The organism is Polaromonas aquatica (genome assembly GCF_042659145.1).
Lineage (GTDB): Bacteria > Pseudomonadota > Gammaproteobacteria > Burkholderiales > Burkholderiaceae_C > Polaromonas > Polaromonas aquatica.
The window spans coordinates 84344-103081 of sequence record NZ_JBHSRS010000013.1; the positions used below are offsets into that span (position 1 = coordinate 84344).

Annotated in this window: 19 protein-coding genes, 1 other RNA gene and 1 riboswitch; of the genes, 10 read left to right on the top strand and 10 right to left on the bottom strand. The window is 61.3% G+C overall.

Annotated features, from left to right (window positions below; genetic code table 11):
• Positions 1-13: 13 nt before the first annotated feature.
• From ACFQND_RS04565 to ACFQND_RS04585, 5 genes are all read right to left on the bottom strand, one after another.
• The gene (locus ACFQND_RS04565; RefSeq protein ID WP_371437854.1) at positions 14-1210 is read right to left on the bottom strand and encodes a dihydrodipicolinate synthase family protein; all 1197 of its coding nucleotides are present in this window, start codon (positions 1208-1210) and stop codon (positions 14-16) included.
• Complete coding sequence (locus tag ACFQND_RS04570; RefSeq protein ID WP_371437853.1) at positions 1207-2247, bottom strand: NAD(P)-dependent oxidoreductase; 1041 nt, start codon at positions 2245-2247, stop codon at positions 1207-1209. The genes ACFQND_RS04565 and ACFQND_RS04570 overlap by 4 nt, the downstream gene beginning before the upstream one ends.
• Positions 2145-3308, bottom strand: a complete 1164-nt coding sequence (locus ACFQND_RS04575) for a Gfo/Idh/MocA family protein (protein WP_371437852.1) — start codon at positions 3306-3308, stop codon at positions 2145-2147. Before ACFQND_RS04575 ends, ACFQND_RS04570 begins: the two co-directional genes overlap by 103 nt.
• Positions 3309-3419: 111 nt before the next feature.
• Complete coding sequence (locus ACFQND_RS04580; protein WP_371437851.1) at positions 3420-4403, bottom strand: tripartite tricarboxylate transporter substrate binding protein; 984 nt, start codon at positions 4401-4403, stop codon at positions 3420-3422.
• A gap of 156 nt (positions 4404-4559) precedes the next feature.
• Entirely contained in the window at positions 4560-5210 is a 651-nt protein-coding gene (locus tag ACFQND_RS04585) for a TetR/AcrR family transcriptional regulator (protein ID WP_371437850.1), read from the bottom strand.
• Positions 5211-5362: 152 nt separating this feature from the next.
• Between ACFQND_RS04585 and ACFQND_RS04590 the strand changes: the two genes are divergently transcribed.
• Both ACFQND_RS04590 and ACFQND_RS04595 read left to right on the top strand, forming a co-directional pair.
• Positions 5363-5674, top strand: a complete 312-nt coding sequence (locus ACFQND_RS04590) for a hypothetical protein (RefSeq protein WP_371437849.1) — start codon at positions 5363-5365, stop codon at positions 5672-5674.
• 189 nt (positions 5675-5863) lie between these two features.
• Entirely contained in the window at positions 5864-7567 is a 1704-nt protein-coding gene (locus ACFQND_RS04595; protein ID WP_371437848.1) for a thiamine pyrophosphate-binding protein, read from the top strand.
• Between the two features lie 104 nt (positions 7568-7671).
• On the opposite strand, the gene ACFQND_RS04600 is transcribed toward ACFQND_RS04595, so the two are convergent.
• Positions 7672-8130 (bottom strand): SWIB/MDM2 domain-containing protein, encoded by a 459-nt coding sequence (locus ACFQND_RS04600; protein WP_371437847.1) that lies wholly within the window; start codon positions 8128-8130, stop codon positions 7672-7674.
• 548 nt (positions 8131-8678) lie between these two features.
• Here ACFQND_RS04600 and rraA point away from each other — a divergent pair.
• Entirely contained in the window at positions 8679-9191 is a 513-nt protein-coding gene (rraA, locus tag ACFQND_RS04605; protein WP_371437846.1) for a ribonuclease E activity regulator RraA, read from the top strand.
• A gap of 43 nt (positions 9192-9234) precedes the next feature.
• Here the strand turns inward: rraA and ACFQND_RS04610 are convergent, their stop codons facing one another.
• From ACFQND_RS04610 to ACFQND_RS04620, 4 genes are all read right to left on the bottom strand, one after another.
• Complete coding sequence (locus ACFQND_RS04610) at positions 9235-10050, bottom strand: sulfite exporter TauE/SafE family protein (protein WP_371437845.1); 816 nt, start codon at positions 10048-10050, stop codon at positions 9235-9237.
• A 36-nt stretch (positions 10051-10086) separates the two neighbouring features.
• A non-coding RNA gene (ssrS, locus tag ACFQND_RS27290) (6S RNA) lies at positions 10087-10266 on the bottom strand.
• 105 nt (positions 10267-10371) lie between these two features.
• Positions 10372-10737: a cell division protein ZapA gene (locus tag ACFQND_RS04615; RefSeq protein ID WP_371437844.1), complete on the bottom strand. Its 366-nt coding sequence runs from the start codon at positions 10735-10737 to the stop codon at positions 10372-10374.
• A complete protein-coding gene (locus ACFQND_RS04620; protein WP_371437843.1) occupies positions 10737-10979 on the bottom strand; it encodes a DUF904 domain-containing protein in 243 nt (80 codons plus the stop codon). The genes ACFQND_RS04615 and ACFQND_RS04620 overlap by 1 nt, the downstream gene beginning before the upstream one ends.
• A 36-nt stretch (positions 10980-11015) precedes the next feature.
• Positions 11016-11302: riboswitch (cobalamin riboswitch) on the top strand.
• Positions 11303-11385: 83 nt separating this feature from the next.
• Here ACFQND_RS04620 and ACFQND_RS04625 point away from each other — a divergent pair.
• Genes ACFQND_RS04625 through ACFQND_RS04655 form a run of 7 tightly spaced genes read left to right on the top strand, consistent with a single transcriptional unit; the run spans position 11386 to position 18734 of the window.
• Positions 11386-13227 (top strand): TonB-dependent receptor domain-containing protein, encoded by a 1842-nt coding sequence (locus tag ACFQND_RS04625; protein WP_371437842.1) that lies wholly within the window; start codon positions 11386-11388, stop codon positions 13225-13227.
• Positions 13228-13238: 11 nt separating this feature from the next.
• Positions 13239-14585: a cobyrinate a,c-diamide synthase gene (locus tag ACFQND_RS04630; RefSeq protein WP_371437841.1), complete on the top strand. Its 1347-nt coding sequence runs from the start codon at positions 13239-13241 to the stop codon at positions 14583-14585.
• Positions 14582-15433 carry a cobalamin-binding protein gene (locus ACFQND_RS04635; RefSeq protein WP_371437840.1) on the top strand — a complete coding sequence of 284 codons (852 nt, stop codon included), beginning with the start codon at positions 14582-14584 and terminating at the stop codon, positions 15431-15433. The genes ACFQND_RS04630 and ACFQND_RS04635 overlap by 4 nt, the downstream gene beginning before the upstream one ends.
• Positions 15426-16052 carry a bifunctional adenosylcobinamide kinase/adenosylcobinamide-phosphate guanylyltransferase gene (locus tag ACFQND_RS04640; RefSeq protein WP_371437839.1) on the top strand — a complete coding sequence of 209 codons (627 nt, stop codon included), beginning with the start codon at positions 15426-15428 and terminating at the stop codon, positions 16050-16052. Before ACFQND_RS04635 ends, ACFQND_RS04640 begins: the two co-directional genes overlap by 8 nt.
• Entirely contained in the window at positions 16049-16927 is an 879-nt protein-coding gene (locus tag ACFQND_RS04645; protein WP_371437838.1) for an ABC transporter substrate-binding protein, read from the top strand. The genes ACFQND_RS04640 and ACFQND_RS04645 overlap by 4 nt, the downstream gene beginning before the upstream one ends.
• Positions 16924-17943: a FecCD family ABC transporter permease gene (locus tag ACFQND_RS04650; RefSeq protein ID WP_371437837.1), complete on the top strand. Its 1020-nt coding sequence runs from the start codon at positions 16924-16926 to the stop codon at positions 17941-17943. Before ACFQND_RS04645 ends, ACFQND_RS04650 begins: the two co-directional genes overlap by 4 nt.
• Positions 17940-18734, top strand: a complete 795-nt coding sequence (locus ACFQND_RS04655) for an ABC transporter ATP-binding protein (RefSeq protein WP_371437836.1) — start codon at positions 17940-17942, stop codon at positions 18732-18734. Before ACFQND_RS04650 ends, ACFQND_RS04655 begins: the two co-directional genes overlap by 4 nt.
• Positions 18735-18738 lie beyond the last annotated feature (4 nt).

The window sequence follows — 18738 nt, forward strand, 5'->3', positions numbered from 1 at the left end:
AGCAGGGGCGCCATCACTCGACGCCGTGCAGCGCCAGCAGCGTTTTCATGCGCCGCGTGGCGAGTTCAGGCTGCTCCAGCAGGTTGGCTGCATCGGCCAGCCGGAACAGTTCCGCAAAATGCTGCAGCGAACGTGTGCTTTGCTGGCCGCCCACCATGGTGAAGTGGCTCTGGTGGCCGTTGAGCCAGGCCATGAAGACCACACCGGTCTTGTAAAAGCGCGTGGGCGCTGCAAAGATATGGCGCGACAGCGGCACGGTGGGGCCCAGGATGGCGTGGAAGCTGTCGACATTGCCTTGTGCGAGTTCACCCAGTGCTGCACTGGCCGCGGGCGCGATGGCGTCAAAAATTCCCAGCAACGCATCGCTTTTGCCATGCAGTGGGTTGCTTCCGAAACCGTCGCCGGCAATCAGCTCGGCGTAATTGAAGTCGTCACCCGTGTACATGCGCACGCCGTCCGGCAGGCGTCTGCGCATGGCAATTTCCTTGTCCTTGTCGAGCAGTGAGATCTTGATGCCGTCGACCTTGTCGGGGTGCGCATTGATGATGCCGAGCGCCGTGTCCATGGCGGCTTCAACATCATTGCTGCCCCAGTAGCCCTTGAGTGCCGGGTCAAACATGTCGCCCAGCCAGTGCAGCACCACGGGTTGCCTGGCCTGGCTCAGGATGCGGTCATAGACACGTTCGTAGTCGGCCGGGCTCCTTGCCACGCGGGCCAGTGCGCGGCTGGCCATCACGATCAGCTTGCCGCCCAGCTTTTCAATGGCGGCCATCTGCTCTTCGTAGCCCTTGATGACTTCGTCAACTGATCTGACCTGATCAAGTGTCAGGTGGTCCGTGCCGCAGCCAGAGGCGACAAGCGCGCTGCCTCCTTTGGATGAGAAGTCCCTGGCGGCGTCCAGTGAGCGGCGGATCAACTCCAGCGAGGTCGGCCAGTCCAGGCCCATGCCGCGCTGGGCAGTGTCCATTGCCTCGGCCACACCAAGGCCCAGTGACCAGAGGTGTCGCCTGTAGGCAATGGTGGCATCCCAGTCCACGGCGCAATCCAGCCAGGGGTCGGCAGCGGCGAGCGGGTTGGCCACGACATGCGCTGCGGAGTAGGCGATGCGGTTGAACTGGATGCCTGCGGCAGGTTTGACCGGAGTCGTTCCGCGCAGGGTGTAGTCCCCAAGCTCGCCGGAGGCGAGGGGCAACTGGAGTGTCAAAGTCATAAGGGTTTTCCGTCTGGGTTGGGCTTGGGGTGGTGAGGCAGGATGGCGGCGATGACCGCCGCGTTGTCGAGGTCCCCCAGGCCATCTTCGATAGCGCGGTCCAGCAAAGCTGCATGGGCTGCGGTGAGCGTGAGGTCCAGGCCCGCCTGATCGCCCTGTTCAAGAATCAGTGCGAGGTCCTTGCGGTGCTGGCGTATGCGTGAAGCCGGTGAGAAGTCCCGCGCCACCATACGCGGACCCGCCACATCAACCGCCCGTGAATAGGCCGGCGACTCGCGCAACAGTTCGAGAAAACGTGTGCCATCGAGACCGAGCGTGGTTGCGAGGGCCAGGCCTTCGGCCAGTGCGGCGCGGTTAAGGCCGAGCACCAGGTTGCAGGCCAGCTTGGCGCGAACCCCGTAAGCCCGGGGGCCGACGTGGCGGTAGCGCGGACAGAGATCAGAAAGCAGCTTGCTCCAGCCTCCCGGCACTGCCTCATCTGCGCCCAGCAAACCCAGCGCTTCGCCTTGCGCTATTTGCCGGCTGGAACCCAGGAGGGGCATATCGGCAAAAGCAATGTGGTGGCGTTCCAGCAGGCTCGCTGCATCCTGGGTGGCCTGTACGCTGGCCGTCACGCAACTGAGCACAAGAACGGTTTTCCCGGGAGCATCCGCCACAGCGTTTGCGCAGGCAAGCAGCGCTGCGTCGTCGAGCACGCAGATGATGACGGCTTCGCATTGCCTGGCCAGCGCTGTCGCGCTTGCCGTCACCTGCACGCCCGCAGCCTGGGCTGCTGTCTGGGCCGCTGGCGAAGGATCACAGCCTGCAACCGGGTAGCCGCAAGCCTTCAGCCGTGTTGCCAGTGCCTGGCCAACAAGTCCCAAACCGAGGATGCCTATGGTGGTGTCTGCCGTATTCATGGGCTGTGATGTTGTGCGTGAATGGCTTGGGGTGCTCAGATACTCAGCGCAGGTACGTCGATCCAGCGCCGTTCTTTCCAGCTTTCGAGTGCGGCCTCGACCAGTTGCACACCTTTGGCGCCTTCGGGCAGGGTCCACTTGTAGGGTTCGTTTTCGACGACGTGGCGGATGAAGTGTTCCCACTGGATCTTGAAGCCGTTGTCGTAGGTTTGCGAGTCCGGCACTTCCTGCCACTGGTCGAAGAAATTCATCATCTGCTTCTCGTCCGGGTTCCAGACCGGGCGCGGTGTGGTGACGCGGCTCTGGGCCCGGCAGGAGGACAAGCCGGCGACGGCCGAGCCGTGGGTGCCGTCCACGTGGAAGGTGACCAGGTCGTCGCGGCGCACGCGTGTGGCCCAGGACATGTTCATCTGCGCGATCACGTTCTCGCCGTTGTGGCCTTTCAGTTCGGCTGTGGCATAGGCTGCGTCGTCGGCCGTAGCCTTGTAGGGCTTGCCGGCTTCATCCCAACGCTCGGGAATGTGGGTCGCACCTATGCAGGAGATGGACTTGACCTCGCCGAACAGATTGTCCAGCACATAACGCCAGTGGCACATCATGTCCAGGATCATGCCGCCGCCGTCTTCGGTGCGATAGTTCCAGCTCGGGCGCTGGATCGGCTGCAGGTCGCCTTCAAACACCCAGTAGCCGAACTCCAGGCGCACCGAGAGCATCTTGCCGAAGAAGCCGGCGCGGCGCAGCATGTCGAGCTTGCGCAGGCCGGGCAAAAAGAGTTTGTCCTGCACCGCGCCGTGTTTCAGACCCGAGCTTTCGGCCAGGCGCGCAATCTCGACAGCTTCGTTGAGGTTGGTTGCAATCGGTTTTTCGCAGTACACGTGTTTGCCGGCGCGTATGGCTTTGGCCAGCAGGGTGGGGCGCATCTGTGTGGTACCGGCGTCGAAGAAGATGGTGTCATCCTTGTTCTTCAGCGCTTCGTTGAGGTCGGTGCCCCAACGGGTGATGCCGTGGGCCTTGGCCAGGGCTTCTATTTTTTCGGCGTTGCGGCCGATCAGGATGGGGTCGGGCATGACCTTGTCGCCGTTGGATAGCGTGACGCCGCCCTGTTTGCGGATCGCGACGATGGAGCGGATCAGGTGCTGGTTCATGCCCATGCGTCCGGTGACGCCGTGCATGATGAGTCCTAGTCTTTGGGTGGCCATGAGAGGGGTCCTTGTAAATGGCTGGAGAATGCGGCGGCCGCGCCGGTGCCGGGTGGGACCAGGCACGGGGCCTGGATCACCCGGCCCGGACGTGAGCCGGGCGGGGGAAAATTACTGGGGTGCCGGGGCGAGGCCGGCGACTTTGACCAGCCTGGCGTTGCTGGTGATTTCGTCCTTGATGTAGGCGTCAAACTGCTCGGGCTTCATGGTCCAGGCGTCGGCGCCCAGCTTGGCAAAACGTTCCTTGACTTCGGGCGAGGCCAGCGCCTTGAGCACTTCGTCGTGCAGGCGGTTGACGATGTCGCGCGGCGTTTTGGCGGGTGCCATCATGCCTATCCAGAAATTGAACTCGGAGCCGGGCACGCCTGACTCGGCCGTGGTGGGTACATCGGGCAGGGCGCTGGCGCGTTTGGGCGAACCCACGGCCAGTGCCAGCAACTGGCCTTCCTTGATCTGGCCGATCACCGGGGCGATGGGCGAGAAGTAATAGTCGACACGGCCCGACAGCACTTCGGTCACGGCTTCGGCTGACCCCTTGAACGGAATGTTTGTCGCCTGGATGTTGGCCGCCAGCTTGAATTTTTCGGCGTTCAGGTGGGTGGCGCTGCCCTGGCCGGCCGATGCGTAATTCAGCGTGCCGGGTTTGGCTTTGGCTGTGGCCAGCAGGTCTTTCAGCGTCTTGATGTTTGTGCTGGGCGAGATCACCAGCACATTGGGTGTGGAGGAGATCGGCGTCACGCCGGCAAAGTCGCCCACGGTGTCGAAAGGCAATTTGGCAAAGGTCGAGGGGCTGACGGTGTGCGACGAAGAATGAATCATGATGGTGTAGCCGTCCGGTGCGGCCGTAGCCACGGCCTGCTGGCCTATGGTGCCGCTGGCACCGCCGCGGTTGTCGATCACCAGCGTCTGGCCCATGCTGGCCCCCATCTTGTCGGCAATGGCGCGGGCAATGATGTCGGTGGTGCTGCCGGCGGCAAATGGCACGATCACGCGGATCGGTTTGCTCGGGTAGGCGCTTTGGGCGCTGGCCATTAAGGGGGTAAGGGCCGCAAGGCTGGTAATGCAGGCCAGTGCGGCACGGCGTGTGAATGTCATGTTGTCTCCTTGTTTTGGACGGTAGGACGGGCTGCGCTGCTCGGTCAGCGCCGCATGACATGCCGGCGCGGTGACTTTAGTTTACGCTTAATTCACCATATAGTGAATTGAAAATTGTAAAAAGATTGACCGGAGCGCGTCAATCGTCAGCCCGATTCAGTTTCTAAGGACATACCCTAGGATGACGTCGCACATGTGCGACAGTCGTTCCTGGTGCGCTTTGGGTGTCATCAGGTCGCGTCCGAAAATGGCGGAAAGTGTGTGGTTGTTCGACAGGTAAAAATAGGCCATGCCGGCAATCGAGACATAGAGCTGCAGTGGGTCGATGCCACCACGAAAAATGCCTTCGCTGCGCCCGCGTTCGAGAATCTCCGCCAGTGTCTGGATCAGCGGTGAGTTGGTTTTTTGCACCCGGCTGGACATTGCCACATGTCGCCCCTGATGCAGGTTTTCACTGTTAAGAAGCGTCAAAAACTCGGGGTGGGCGATGTAGTATTCCCAGGTGAATTCGGTCAACCGGCGAATTGCCTGTGCCGGCGCCATGTCGCGCAAATGCAGCTGTGCTTCTGCCTCGCGGATGTGTGCATAGGCATTTTCAAGTACCGCAAGAAACAAGTCATCCTTGCTTTTGAAGTAGTAATAGATCAGGCGCTTGTTGATGTCTGCGCGTTCGGCAATGCGGTCCACGCGCGCGCCAGCCAGTCCGAAGAGGGCGAACTCGTCGCGAGCTGCCGCCAGGATTGTTTGCTGGGTGCGGTCCGCATCGCGTGAGCGTGGTTCCTGGGGTGGGGTAACGATTGATTGCATATTTTATTAACTGTTTGGTGAATTATCGCGGACTGCTTGGCCTGGAGGATATTTCGCTTGAGAACTTTGTGCAGGCGCTGGCTCCATAATGAGGCGGTGAAGCAGGTTTCGGTCATTCGCGCCGAAGTCGCAACACAAGTCAGGAGACGGCCATGAGTGATTCGAACATACCCAAAGAAGGTGATTTTGCACACTGGGTTGACGAAAAGTCAGAAGCACTGAAATTTGAGCTGGGCGAGAAATTTCCCGTGCCGCCGACAGTGCTGCAGTCACCCTCTGTGCATGCTGTAGAGACCGGCAACCAGAAGCTGGAAGAAGTTCTTCTGGAACATGAGGCGCCCACCGAGGCGTTTCTTGAAGAGCTTGCCGCGCTTGAAAAGGCGCCTCCGCTAAGCGAGGAAGAACTGGCCCGCCAGGCGCTGGCCGATGGTGGTGGCGACGGCGACAGCAGTACGCCGGAGTAGTTGACACTGCGCCCCGGAGAGCAGCGCGCTACGCGCAGCGGTGCGTGGGGGCCAGCGAACGCCGCGCAGGACCGCCCCAAGCAAGTTCAGCCTCCTCGGGGAGGGCATCCTTCGACAAGCTCAGGAGGAACGGAAAAGCGGTGAGCGAACGTGGGGGCCATATCCCTTCAGCGCGGCACAATAACGCGCATGACTAAACAACTTGCCGGCCACCTTCTTGTCGATTGCCTTCTGGCCCAAGGCACCACCCATGCGTTTGGTGTTCCCGGTGAAAGTTATCTGGCTGTGCTGGACGGCCTGCATGCGCGCCGGGAGCAGATTCAATTCATCACTTGCCGCCAGGAGGGCGGCGCAGCTTTTATGGCCGAGGCATACGGCAAACTCACGGGCAGGCCTGGCGTCTGCATGGTCACACGCGGGCCGGGTGCCACGAATGCCTCCATAGGCGTGCACACGGCTTTCCAGGACTCTACGCCCATGGTCTTGCTGGTGGGCGATGTGGCCAGCGACTGCCGCGACCGTGAGGCCTTCCAGGAGGTGGACTACCTGAGCTTTTTCGGCCCCAGCACCAAAGGCTTTGCCAAACGTGTCGAGCGTATTGACGATGCAGATCGTATCCCCGAGTATGTTGCGCGGGCCTTTGCCACGGCCATCAATGGCAGGCCAGGCCCCGTAGTGCTGGTGTTGCCCGAAGACATGCTGACCCGCATGACGGATGCCCAGCCGTTGCCGCGCGTGGAGGCTGTTCAGGCCTGGAGCGATCCGGGGTCCTTGCGTACCTTGCGCGAGATGCTGTTGAAATCGGAGCGCCCTTTGATCATCGCAGGTGGAGGCGGCTGGACGCCGCAATCTGCACAGGCCTTGCAGCGTTTTGCAGAAAACTGGAAGCTGCCCGTCGGCAATGCCTTTCGTTTCCAGGATACGTTTGACAACCACCATCCGCTGTATGCGGGCGACGTGGGCATAGGCCTGAACCCCAAACTGGCCGCGCGCGTCAAGGCCAGTGACCTGATCATCGCCATTGGCCCCCGGCTGGGCGAGATGACGACAGGCAACTACACGCTGCTGGAAGCCCCCAGGCCCAAACAGAAGCTGGTGCATATACATGCCAGCGCCGAAGAGCTTAACCGCGTGTTCCAGGCCGACCTGGCCATCAACGCCACCATGAATGCGGCGGCGCGTTCGCTGGAGGTGCTGACCGCGCCTGTGTCTGTGCCGTGGGATGCCTGGACGGCTTCGGCCAATCAAGACTACCTGGCCAACCTTGAACCGCAAAAACTGCCGGGCGATGTCGACATGCCGGCCATCGTGGGCCTGCTGCAAAAGCACCTGCCGCAGGATGCCGTGCTGACCAACGGCGCGGGTAACTTCGCCAGCTGGGTACACCGCTTCTTCAGGCACCACGGGCTCGCCAAGGGATACAAGACACAGCTGGCGCCTACGGTGGGCGCCATGGGCTATGGTGTGCCCGCGGGTATTGCGGCGGCCATCACGACCGGACGCACGGCCTTCACCATTGCAGGTGACGGCGATTTCCTGATGAATGGCCAGGAACTGGCCACTGCGGTCCAGCACGGCGCCAAAAGCATCGTCGTGCTGCTCAACAACGGCATGTACGGCACCATCCGCATGCATCAGGAAAGGGAGTACCCGCAGCATGAAAGCGGTTCGTCCCTGAACAATCCGGATTTTGCGGCGCTGGCACGCGCTTACGGCTATGCGGGAGTGCGCATCACGCGCACGGCTGAATTTGAAGCTGAGCTGCTCGCCGCGCTGGCACGCAAGGAGGGCACGCTGATTGAAGTGATGCTGGATCCGGAGGTGATCACAACCCGCGGCACCTTGTCAGCCATCACACAGAACGCCATGGCTGCTTCAGCCAGGGCGCTATAAAAAAGTAGCTTGTTGCGCCAGTCCGTTGGGCGCCAGGGACTCAATTCCCTGGATAAATAAAAAAGGCCGGTTTTCACCGGCCTTTTAGTTTCAGCAAACGCTGATTACTTGACGTGCTTGCCGATCAGGCCAGCCATCTCGAACATCGACACTTGCGCCTTGCCGAAAACGGCGCGCAGTTTTTCGTCGGCGTTGATCATGCGCTTGTTGACCTTGTCCTGCAGGCCCTTGGACTTGATGTACGTCCACAGCTTGCTGACGATCTCGGTGCGTGGCAGGGGCTTGTCGCCAACCACTGCTGCCAGTGCCGGGCTCAAGGTCAGTGCCTTCATGAACGCTGCGTTGGGAGTGCGCTTTTTAGCAGGCGCCTTTTTGGCTGCTGGCTTTTTGGCCGCAACTTTCTTGGCGGGGGCTGCTTTTTTAGCGGCTACCTTTTTTGCGGGAGCTGCTTTTTTAGCGGCTACCTTCTTCGCAGGAGCTGCTTTTTTCGCAGCTACTTTTTTTGCCGGTGCAGCCTTTTTTGCTGGCGCTTTTTTTGCCGGTGCTTTTTTTGCAGTTGCCATGATTGATTTTCCTTCTAGAAGTTGATAAATCACCACTAGAGATAACTACTCACGAGTGGCACTGCGGATGCTACTGGAGAAAAACCCGGTTTCATAGGGGAAAGGCACTTTTTTTGATGGTTTGTGTTGCGGATTTACCCCTGAAAGTCCAAAACTTGCCTCTGGCGGCGCATTCGACAGCCGCCTTGCCGCTCGATGATGTGTGTTTTTCAGAGGAGAAACTGCATTGCAGCGTGATCAGTTTTGGGCAATCACGGGCAATGCATGCCCTCCGATTTTTGTAGTGCCGGCGCCGCAATTTGCCTGAGCATGCAGGCCGCCTGATGCTCACGCAGCACGGGAGATAAGAGCATTAACGTCGCGCCACCACACAGCATTTTGTTGGCCAGGGGTCTGTTTTTTTTTGCCCGCAGCAAGCCTGTGGTGAGTCGGGTTGGATGGATGGTGCGGATACAGTCGTGCATGCGGCACCGCCCCGGGCCATGTATCCTGCGTGGCGAGCGCGGCGGACCGCTATCAATCTTTCATTCAGAAAAGGGCACCGAGACATGACCACTGCAAGCAGCCTGAAATTTGCCACCTGCGATTTGTGCGATACCCATAAAAACGACAGTTCGGGCGCGTTTCGTGTATTGCCACCCGTCTTCAGGGATTTCGGCGTTGTCCGGAAATTCAGCGGACCGGTTACCACCATCAAGTGTTTCGAAGACAACTCGCTTGTGAAAGCGGCTGTCGATTCGCCGGGCGAGGGCCGGGTGCTGGTGGTTGATGGCGGTGGGTCATTGCGCCGTGCATTGCTGGGTGGAAACCTCGGGATCGCGGCCGAAAAAAACGGCTGGGCCGGTGTGGTGATCGACGGTTGTGTACGCGATACGGCCGAGATCGCGACATGCAAGGTCGGTATCCGGGCATTGGCTGCCGTGCCTTTGCCGTGCATAAAACGTGATGAGGGGCAGCGCGATGTGGGTGTCCAGCTCCAGGGTGTGTGGGTGCGTCCCGGTGACTGGCTCTATGCCGATGAAGATGGCATCGTGGTGATGCCGGTGCCGCTCGCTGCCTGAGCGATTGCCCGGACGCTGTCACCCTGCGGGCGTGGGCCGCGACTCAGGTGCTGAGTCCCTTGTAGAGCATGTAGGCGGCCAGGACATAGAGGATGCTGGCAAAGACACGCTTGAGTTTTCCTACCGGCAGGCTGTGCGCCGCTTTGGCGCCCACTGGAGCCATCAGGAAGCTGCACACGGCGATCACCACCAGTGCCGGCAGCCAGATGTAGCCAAAGGCCCCCGCTGGCAGGTTCTGGACGTGCTGGCCGCTGATGATGTAGCCGATGACATTGGCCAGTGCAATCGGAAAGCCCAGGGCCGCTGATGTGGCCACCGCGCTGTGTATGGCCACATTGCACCAGGCCATGAAGGGCACGCTGATGAAGCCGCCGCCGGCGCCGACCAGGCCGGACAGGAAGCCGATGAAGCCGCCTGCCGCAAACTGGCCTGCGGTGCCAGGCATCTGGCGCGTGGGCTTGGGCTTTTTGTCGAGGAACATCTGGGTCGCGGAAAAACTCACGAACAAGCCGAAGAAGATGGCCAGGTAGGAGCCCTTGAGCAATGCAAAAACGCCCAGGCTGCCGATGATGCTGCCGACCACAATGCCGGGCGCCAGCCGCTTGACAATGTCCCAGCGCACTGCGCCGCGTTTGTGGTGCGCCCGGACGCTTGAAATCGACGTGAAGATGATGGTGGCCATGGACGTTGCAATCGCCATCTTGACGGCCAGGTCGGGCGCGACGCCGCGGTTGGACATGATGATGGTGATGAAGGGCACCATCAGCATGCCGCCTCCAATGCCCAGCAGCCCTGCGAGAAATCCGGTGCCGACGCCCAGCAGGGCGAGTTCAAGAATTAGCAGGGGTTCAAGGGGCATGCGGGGAGGGGAATGAAGTTCGGGAGCGGCGCGAATAAGGTGTCTGCGAATACCACTGGACCGTCATCCTGAACCGGGGTTCAGGTGGGCGAGGGCAGTCAGGTTTCGGGTTCGTCTAACGCGAGACGATCACACCTGCCAGACAATTTACCAAGCCCGTGCTCTAAGAGCATTGGTTCAAGGAAATATAAAGCCCAATGCGCATCGCAGACTGCTCGATTGTAGGCGTTTGCGATTGCCTGCGTTGGCCGATGCGGCGGCTTCAACGGAATAGGGGCGTTGCTTGACGAATCCTGGTGGCCGGATCGCACGCCCGGGGGATTACAGCAGTTGTCCGTCCAGGCCCAGGGCCGCATCCAGGCGCTGCAACAGTGCGGCAAGCTGTGGGTTTGCCTGCGTGTCGTCTGTGCCTGCTGCTGCGGCCTGCAGGGGCATGGGCGCACTGGCAGATGCAGATGCAGATGCCGGGGCTGCCGGATCGAGGGCGGAACGATCCGGCAATTCGAAAGCCAGATTGAGTGCGGCAAGAACGGCAATGCGGTCCCGCGCCTTGATTTTTCCGGCATCGCGGATCTTGCACATGGCGAGGTCAACACGGTTGACGGCGTCAAGCATGCGGGCGTCACCGTTTTCGGGGCAGCCGAGCAGGTAGCTCTGGCCCATGATTTGTACTTCGAGCTGTTTCATCAGTCCGTTCCTGCCGGCGCATGCAGGCCATGGCCGTTATTTGCGTTTTCGGGCAGGCGCTCCAGCAGCGCATCCACCCGCGCACGTGCTGCGCTGAGCCGGGATCTGAGCGAGTCCCGTTCATGCGTCAGTACACCAAGCTGCTCGTTCAGCAGGGTATTGGTGCGTTGCAATTCCTCGTAACGGAGCAGAAGGCGCTCTACCCGTTCGGTGATCTGGTCGATTTGGGTTTGGTTCGACATGGCTGTACCGATTGTAGGGTTTGCGGCCTGTTGGGGCGTAGAATCTCGGTTGTTGGTGCTCGCAGTGTGGTTCACACGCTGCAGTTCAACGGGAAGCAGGAGGGAGTCAAAGCCATCCGGAACGGGTCAACCCGGTCCGCAGGCGCCGCGACTTTTAACCTGCGCTGCCCCCGCAACGGTAAAACGGACGAATGCCCAGCAGGACTTTTCCTGCAGGCATTCAGCTTTCATCATTCGCCACTGAGTACCCCTGAACAAGGGCTTGGGAAGGCGATGAAAGCAGTTCCGTCAGCCCGGATACCGGCCAACAAGGTGAATGCACGCGCCCGTTACCAGGCTGTGCGTTTGTAACGCTCATGCACTGGCGGGGAAGCCGGTGAGGGCATTTTGTTGATTGTTTTGATTCATGACAACCTGTATTTCCCGTGCGCGTTTTGCCGCACTCCCCCTGGCTTTGGCCGCTGCCTTTCCTGCTTCACAGTCTTATGCGCAAACGGGGCCTGCACCCCAGTTGAGCGAAACGGTGGTTTCCGCGACGCGCACGCCCACCCGCACTGATGAGCTTGTCAGCGACGTTGTGGTGGTCAACCGGGCGGACCTTGACAAAATGGAGGGCAGGACCTTGCCTGAAATTCTGGTGCGCGTTCCCGGCGTCCAGTTTTCGTCCAACGGCGGCCTGGGCAAAACCAGCAGCATCAATATTCGCGGTACCGAAGCGCGTCACACTATTTTGCTGATTGACGGTGTGCGGTACGGCTCGGCCACCTCGGGCACGCCGAACTGGGACAACATTCCTGCGGACATGATTGAACGCATTGAAATCCTCAAGGGCCCCGCATCTGCCTTGTACGGCAGCGAGGCGGTGGGTGGTGTTGTCCAGATATTTTTACGCAAGGGCGCCCAGGGGTTCCGGCCATACGCCTCCGGAACGCTGGGCAGCGCGAACTACCAGCAGCTTGCTGCAGGATTTACCGGCGGCTCGGGTGCCGTCAGCTACGCGCTTGGCGTGCAGAAAACGCACGATGGCGGCTTCTCCGCAACCAATCCCAGGGTAGGCGCCAATTACAACCCTGACCGGGATGGCTTCGACCAGAACGCGCTGAACGCATCGGTCGCCTTGCAGATCAATGATTCGTGGAAGGTGGATGCGGGCCTGCTTTATTCGGACAGCGTGAACCACTCGGATGACGGTCCAGGCCGCGACACCCGGTATGCGGGACTCACAACGACGGCCAGGGCCGGGGTTGAGGGCCGGCTGCTGCCGGGCTGGAGAACACAGCTGCGTTACAGCCAAAGCGTGGACTCCAACCGGGCCATCGTGGCGGCGCCAGCCGTGTTTCCGAGCCTCTTCAAAACAACCCAGAACCAGCTGACCTGGCAGAACGATATCGACACGCCCATAGGCGTTGCCCTGGTGGGTGTGGAGCAACTTACCCAGAAGGTTGACAGCACGACCGTGTATTCCGTCACCCAGCGGACGGTGTCGTCGTATTTTGTCGGGCTCAACGGTAGCCAGGGGCGGCATAGCTGGCAGGCCAACCTGCGCAATGACAGCAATTCGCAGTTCGGCGACAACAGCACCGGCTTTGCCGGTTATGGCTTCAGCCTGACGCCTGCCTGGCGCGTGAATGCGTCGTACGGTACCAGCTTTGTGGCGCCGACCTTCAACCAGCTTTATTTCCAGAGTCTGACCTTCAAGGGCAACCCCTTGCTGCAACCCGAACGTGGCGCGAACACGGATATCGGCGTTACCTGGAGTGAGGGCGGCCACACCGTGAAGCTGGTCCATTTCGACAACAAGATCCGTGGTTTTATCGCCAACCCGCTGGCGCCCACCAATGTGGCTCAGGCGCGGATTGACGGGTACACGCTGGCATATGACGGTTCCTTTGGCGCCCTGGCGCTCAGGGCATCGGCGGACGCAATGAATCCCCGCGATGCCCTCACCGGGAAACGCCTGCCGCGCCGCAGTGCCAGCCAGGTCAGGGTGGGCGCAGACTATGGAGTGGGGGCATGGACTTTTGGCGGCTCGGTATTGAGCGCTGGCGCAAGCTTTAACGATACCAACAACCTGCAGCCCCTTGCCGGGTACACCACGGCAGACCTGTATGCGGATTACAAACTGAACAAGGACTGGATGTTGCAGGCCAAGGTCAACAACCTGACCAACCAGCAATACGAAACCGTACTGGGCTACAACCAGCCTGGCCGTACGCTGTATGTGACGCTGCGCTACCAGCCGAAGTAAGGGAGATCGCCTTGTCTGCATCCAGCTGCCCCGCCATCCTCATCGCCGCCCCGGCTTCCGGCCAGGGCAAGACGACGGTGGCCAGCGCATTGGCGCGCCTGCATGCGCGCCAGGGGCGGCGGGTGCGTGTGTTCAAGTGCGGGCCCGACTTCCTGGACCCGCACTGGCTCACACTGGCCAGCGGCTCGCCGGTGTACCAGCTTGATCTGTGGATGACGGGCGAGTCCGACTGTGCGCAGCGCCTGCATGATGCTGCGCTGGACGCTGACCTCATCATTGTGGAAGGCGTCATGGGACTTTTTGACGGCGAACCCAGTGCTGCCGACCTGGCGCAGCGCTTTGGTTTGCCGGTGCTCGCGGTGCTGGACGCCAGTGCCATGGCCGGCACCTTTGGTGCGCTGGCCTGGGGTCTGCAGCATTACCGTGAAGGCCTGCGTTTTGCAGGGGTGCTGGCGAATCGTGTGGCCTCGGAAGGCCATGCCGGGATGCTCAGGGATGGCCTGCGCGACCCGGAACAGTGGCAGGGCGCGCTGATGCGCAGCGAGGCTTTCACCCTGCCGGAACGGCACCTGGGCCTGGTCATGGCGAGCGAGCTGGACGATGCCATGGTGCGGCTCGATGCTGCTGCGGATGCGCTTGCCACAACGCCCCTGGGGCAGATGGGCGAGGCCGATCTGCAGGCGTGGGCGGTGAGCTTCGATGCACCTGACTCGCCTGAGGCAGCCTTCCCCTCTGGTGGGCTGCAAGGCCGGACGATTGCGGTGGCGCGCGATGCGGCGTTTTGCTTTTTGTATGCGGCCAATATCGATTGCCTGCAGGCACTGGGCGCGCAACTGGTTTATTTCTCGCCGCTTCAGGATCAAGCCCTGCCGGCTTGTGATGCGCTCTGGCTTCCCGGCGGTTACCCGGAACTGCATGCTGAAGCATTGGCTGCCAATGCGGTCATGAAAGCCGGCATAGCAGAGCATGTGCAGGCTGGCAAACCGGTCTGGGCTGAATGCGGCGGCATGATGGCACTGTTTGACCAGATCACGACTGTGGACGGGAGCAGCTACCCGATGTGGGGGGTGTTGCCCGGCAGTGTGACCTTGCAAAAACGCCTGGCTGCACTCGGGCCGCAGCAGCTTGAGGTGGCAGGCGGCATTTTGCGCGGTCATGCCTTTCACTATTCGACTGTCGCCACCGACCTTGCGCCGCTGGCACGCACCACCGCCGCGCCCGGCCGCAAGTTGCGCGGTGCGGGTGAGGCGCTGTATGTGTCCGGTCCCTCCGGCGCGGTCAAGGCGAGTTATTTCCATGCCTGGTTTGCCTCCAATCCGCTGGCCGCAGCAGCCCTGTTCCTGAAAGATGCGTCATGACTGAAAAATCAATCGACTGGCGCACGCTGGCGAAGGCTGTGGACAGATCAGCCTATGGCCCGCAGCGCATTGTCTGCCTGACGGAAGAACCCACCGAATGGCTTTATATGCTGGGCGAAGAGCGCCGCATTGTCGGCATCTCGGGTTACACCGTTCGCCCGCCGCGTGCACGAGAGGAAAAACCGAAGGTCAGCGCTTTTTTGAGTGCCAGGATCGACAAAATTGTGGAGCTTCAACCTGACTGTGTGATTGGTTTTTCAGACCTGCAGGCCGACATTGCCTCGCAACTGGTGAAAAAGGGCATACAGGTCACCATCTTCAACCAGCGCAGCGTGGCCGAGATTTTTTCGATGCTTTACCAGCTGGCAGCCATGGTCGGGCAGGAGGCCAAAGGGCTGGCGCTGATACAAACCATGCAACACCGGCTGCTGGAGATTGAAAAGGCTGCCGCCGCACTCAAACGCCGGCCGCGTGTTTTTTTTGAGGAGTGGTATGACCCGCACATCAGCGCCATTGCCTGGGTTTCCGAACTGATGGGCATTGCCGGCGGCGACGACTGCTTTCCCGAACTGGCCTCGCAAGCCATGGGCAAGGACCGCATCATTGCCGATGGCAGCGAGATTGTGAAGCGCAACCCGGACATCATCTTCGGCTCCTGGTGCGGCCGCAAATTCCGACCCGATCATGTGCGGGCGAGGGCGGGCTGGGAAAACGTCAACGCGGTCAAAAACGGCCAGCTGTTTGAAATCAAGTCGGCCGAGATTCTGCAACCCGGCCCGGCTTCACTGACAGACGGGATAGAACAGATACATCGCATTGTTATGAACTGGAGCCGGGACCATGGCTGATCATTTGGTCGTCGCCCGCAGCGAATTCATCCTGGGCGGGCAGAAAAGCGGCAAGTCGCGCCGTGCTGAATTGTTGGCACGGGACTGGCTGGCTCAGTCGCCTGAACACCGGGCGGTGCTGATCGCCACTGCCCAGCCCTGGGACGACGAGATGCGCGAGCGCATCACACGCCACCAGCTAGACCGCGCTGCGCGTGTGCCGGGCATGTCCACGGTTGAAGAGCCTTTGGCGCTGGCAGATGCCATCGCGCGCAACAGCACTGCGGACACCTTGATCGTGGTGGATTGCCTGACCTTGTGGCTGACCAACCTGCTGATGCCCGCCGAAGCCCTCGAAACGGCTGAAAAAAACGGAAACCACCTGAAAAATGAATCAAAAGAGGCTGTGGCCGGCGTTGTACAAGCGCAGCAAGCTATGGTTTTAGGAGCAATTAAAAATGCTGCCGGTCCCGTGGTGCTGGTGGGTAACGAGATCGGGCTGGGTGTGATCCCGCTGGGCCGCGAGACACGGGCCTTTGTCGATGCGCTTGGCCGCCTGAACCAGGATGTCGCCGCTGTTTGCGAGCGTGTAACGCTGATGGCGGCCGGCTTGCCGCTTTTTTTGAAAGGCCAGCCATGAAACGTATTGCCCTGGGCATGCTGCTCTGTTTTGCAGCGATGGGCACTGTCCACGCCTTGCAGCTGACCGATGACCGCGGTGTCACCATCACGTTTGCACAGACGCCGCAGCGCATCGTCAGCATGTTGCCTTCGCTGACCGAAAGTGTCTGTGCGCTGGAGCAGTGCCAGCGCCTTGTTGGCGTGGACCGCTATTCCAATTACCCCGACAGCGTCAAACGCCTGCCGATGATGGGTGGCGGCATGGACCCGAACATTGAGGGCATCGTGGCGCTCAAGCCCGATGTGGTGCTGGTGGCCATCTCGTCGCGCGCCAGCAACCGGCTGGAGTCACTGGGCATCAAGGTCGTGGCGCTCGAACCCAAAAACCACACCGATGTGAAGCGCGTGCTGCACAAGCTGGGTGTGCTGCTGGACATACCCGATGAAGTCGGTGCAGATCGCCTGTGGCGCATCATTGACAGCAGCGTTTCGGCCGCGGCCCAGTCGCTTTCGCCCAGGGCCAAAAACGCCAGGGTTTACTTTGAAGTCAGCCGTGGGCCTTATGCGGCGGGTGAATCGTCCTTTATCGGTGAAACACTCAAACGCTTGGGTGTGAAGAATGTGGTGCCGGCATCGCTGGGTCCTTTTCCCAAACTCAATCCTGAGTTTGTGGTGCGTGCCAATCCGGACGTGATCATGATAGGCAACCGCAGCATGCAGGCCATGGTGCCTTACCCCGGCTGGAACAGCATCAAGGCCGTCAGGGAGCAGCGCATCTGCGTCTTTGGCGTGGTGGATTCCGACGTGGTGGTACGCCCCGGGCCGCGCATGGCTGAAGCTGCACGCCTCATGGCCCAATGCCTGGAAAAATATGCCGGAGACGGGCCGCGATGAGCTTGTTGCACGGTCATCAGAATCGCAAGGCCCTGTTGCTCGCCGGCGGCCTGTTGCTGGCCTCCGCCGTATTGTTGTTGCTGGGCATGACGGTAGGCAGCACCGGTTTTGAAAGCGTGCTGAACATGCAGCGCGACCCGCAGGCCATGCAGATCGTGTGGGAGATCCGTTTGCCGCGCACGGCCGGCGCCTGGCTGGCCGGCGCCTTGCTGGGGCTGGCGGGCGCGGTGGCGCAAGGCCTGTTTCGCAACCCGCTGGCCGACCCCTATTTGCTGGGCAGTGCCTCGGGCGCGTCGCTGGGTGTGGCGTGTGCGATGGTGCTGTTTGGCGTGTCGCCGCTGGCCACACACTGGGTGGCACGCATAGGCCTGACCGGGGCTGCGTTCCTGGGCGCGGTGGGTGCAGTACTGCTGACCTTGCTGCTGGCCAAGGGCGTGCAACACACCTTGCGCCTGCTGCTGGCCGGTGTGGTTGTCGGTGTGGTGCTGGGTGCGCTTACCTCGCTGATCCTGCTGCTCACGCCCGACATCATGCAGGCCATGCAGTCCTTCATGCTCGGCAGCACGGCGTTTGTCGGCTGGACGGCCTGTGTCGTGATGGCCTCTACATTTGTGGCCTGCCTGCTGGCCGCCTGGATGATGAGCCATGTGCTCGATGGCCTGGCGCTGGGCGAAGCCACAGCGCAAAGCCTGGGCCTGCGCCTGCCGCAAATGCGCGCTGCGCTGGTGGCCGTATTGGCGCTGGCCACGGGAACGGCGGTTGCACAAACCGGCCTGATTGCCTTTGTTGGCCTGGCCGCACCGCACCTGGTGCGCTCCGTCGTCAAGACCACACACGGCCGGCTCATCCTGCTGGCCAGCCTGATGGGCGCGGTGCTGCTCATGGCCGCTGACATCCTGGCGCGCTGGCTGATTGCGCCGCAAGAGCTGCCTGTTGGTGTGCTCACAGCCGTGCTGGGCGGTGGTTACCTGCTGTGGCTGATGCACAGGCACACAGGGCGGGGGGCTGGATTATGACTGCGGCGGTCAAATCTCGTGCTATTAATTCTGTAGCAATCGGCGCGCAGTCCATAAGCGCCAGCCTGGGAAATGTTGAAGTTCTGCACGGCATTTCACTGCAACTGCCGCTTGCGCGTTGGACCAGCATCGTGGGGCCCAACGGTGCAGGCAAGTCCACCTTGCTCAAGGTGCTCGCCGGCCTGTTGCCGCATGACGGCCATGTTGCGCTGCTCGGGCAGGCGATGGCCGGGCTGCCCGCCAAACAACGCGCACGGCAACTGTCCTGGCTGGGCCAGAACGAGGCTTCGGCGGATGACCTCACGGCCTATGACGTGGCCATGCTGGGGCGTTTGCCGCACCAGGCCTGGCTGGCACCGCCGTCCAGCCACGACCATGCAGCCGTTGAGCGGGCTCTCCGTGCCACGCAGGCGTGGGACTGGCGCGCCCGCGCGCTGGGCCAGCTTTCGGGCGGCGAGCGCCAGCGGGTTTTGCTGGCGCGTGCGCTGGCGGTTGAAGCCGAGGTGCTGTTGATGGATGAACCGCTGGCTAACCTCGACCCGCCGCACCAGACTGACTGGCTGCTGATGGTGCGCGAGCTGGTGGCTGCGGGCAAGACCGTCGTCAGCGTGCTGCATGAAATTTCCTTCGCGCTGCAGGCCGACGAACTGGTCGTGATGGCCGGCGGCCGCGTGACGCACCAGGGCGCTTGCCGTGATGCCGCCACACATCGCGCGCTGGAACAGGTGTTTGACCACCGTATCGGCGTGCACGACCTCGCCGGTCAATGGGTCGCGCTGCCAAAAATATGACCTT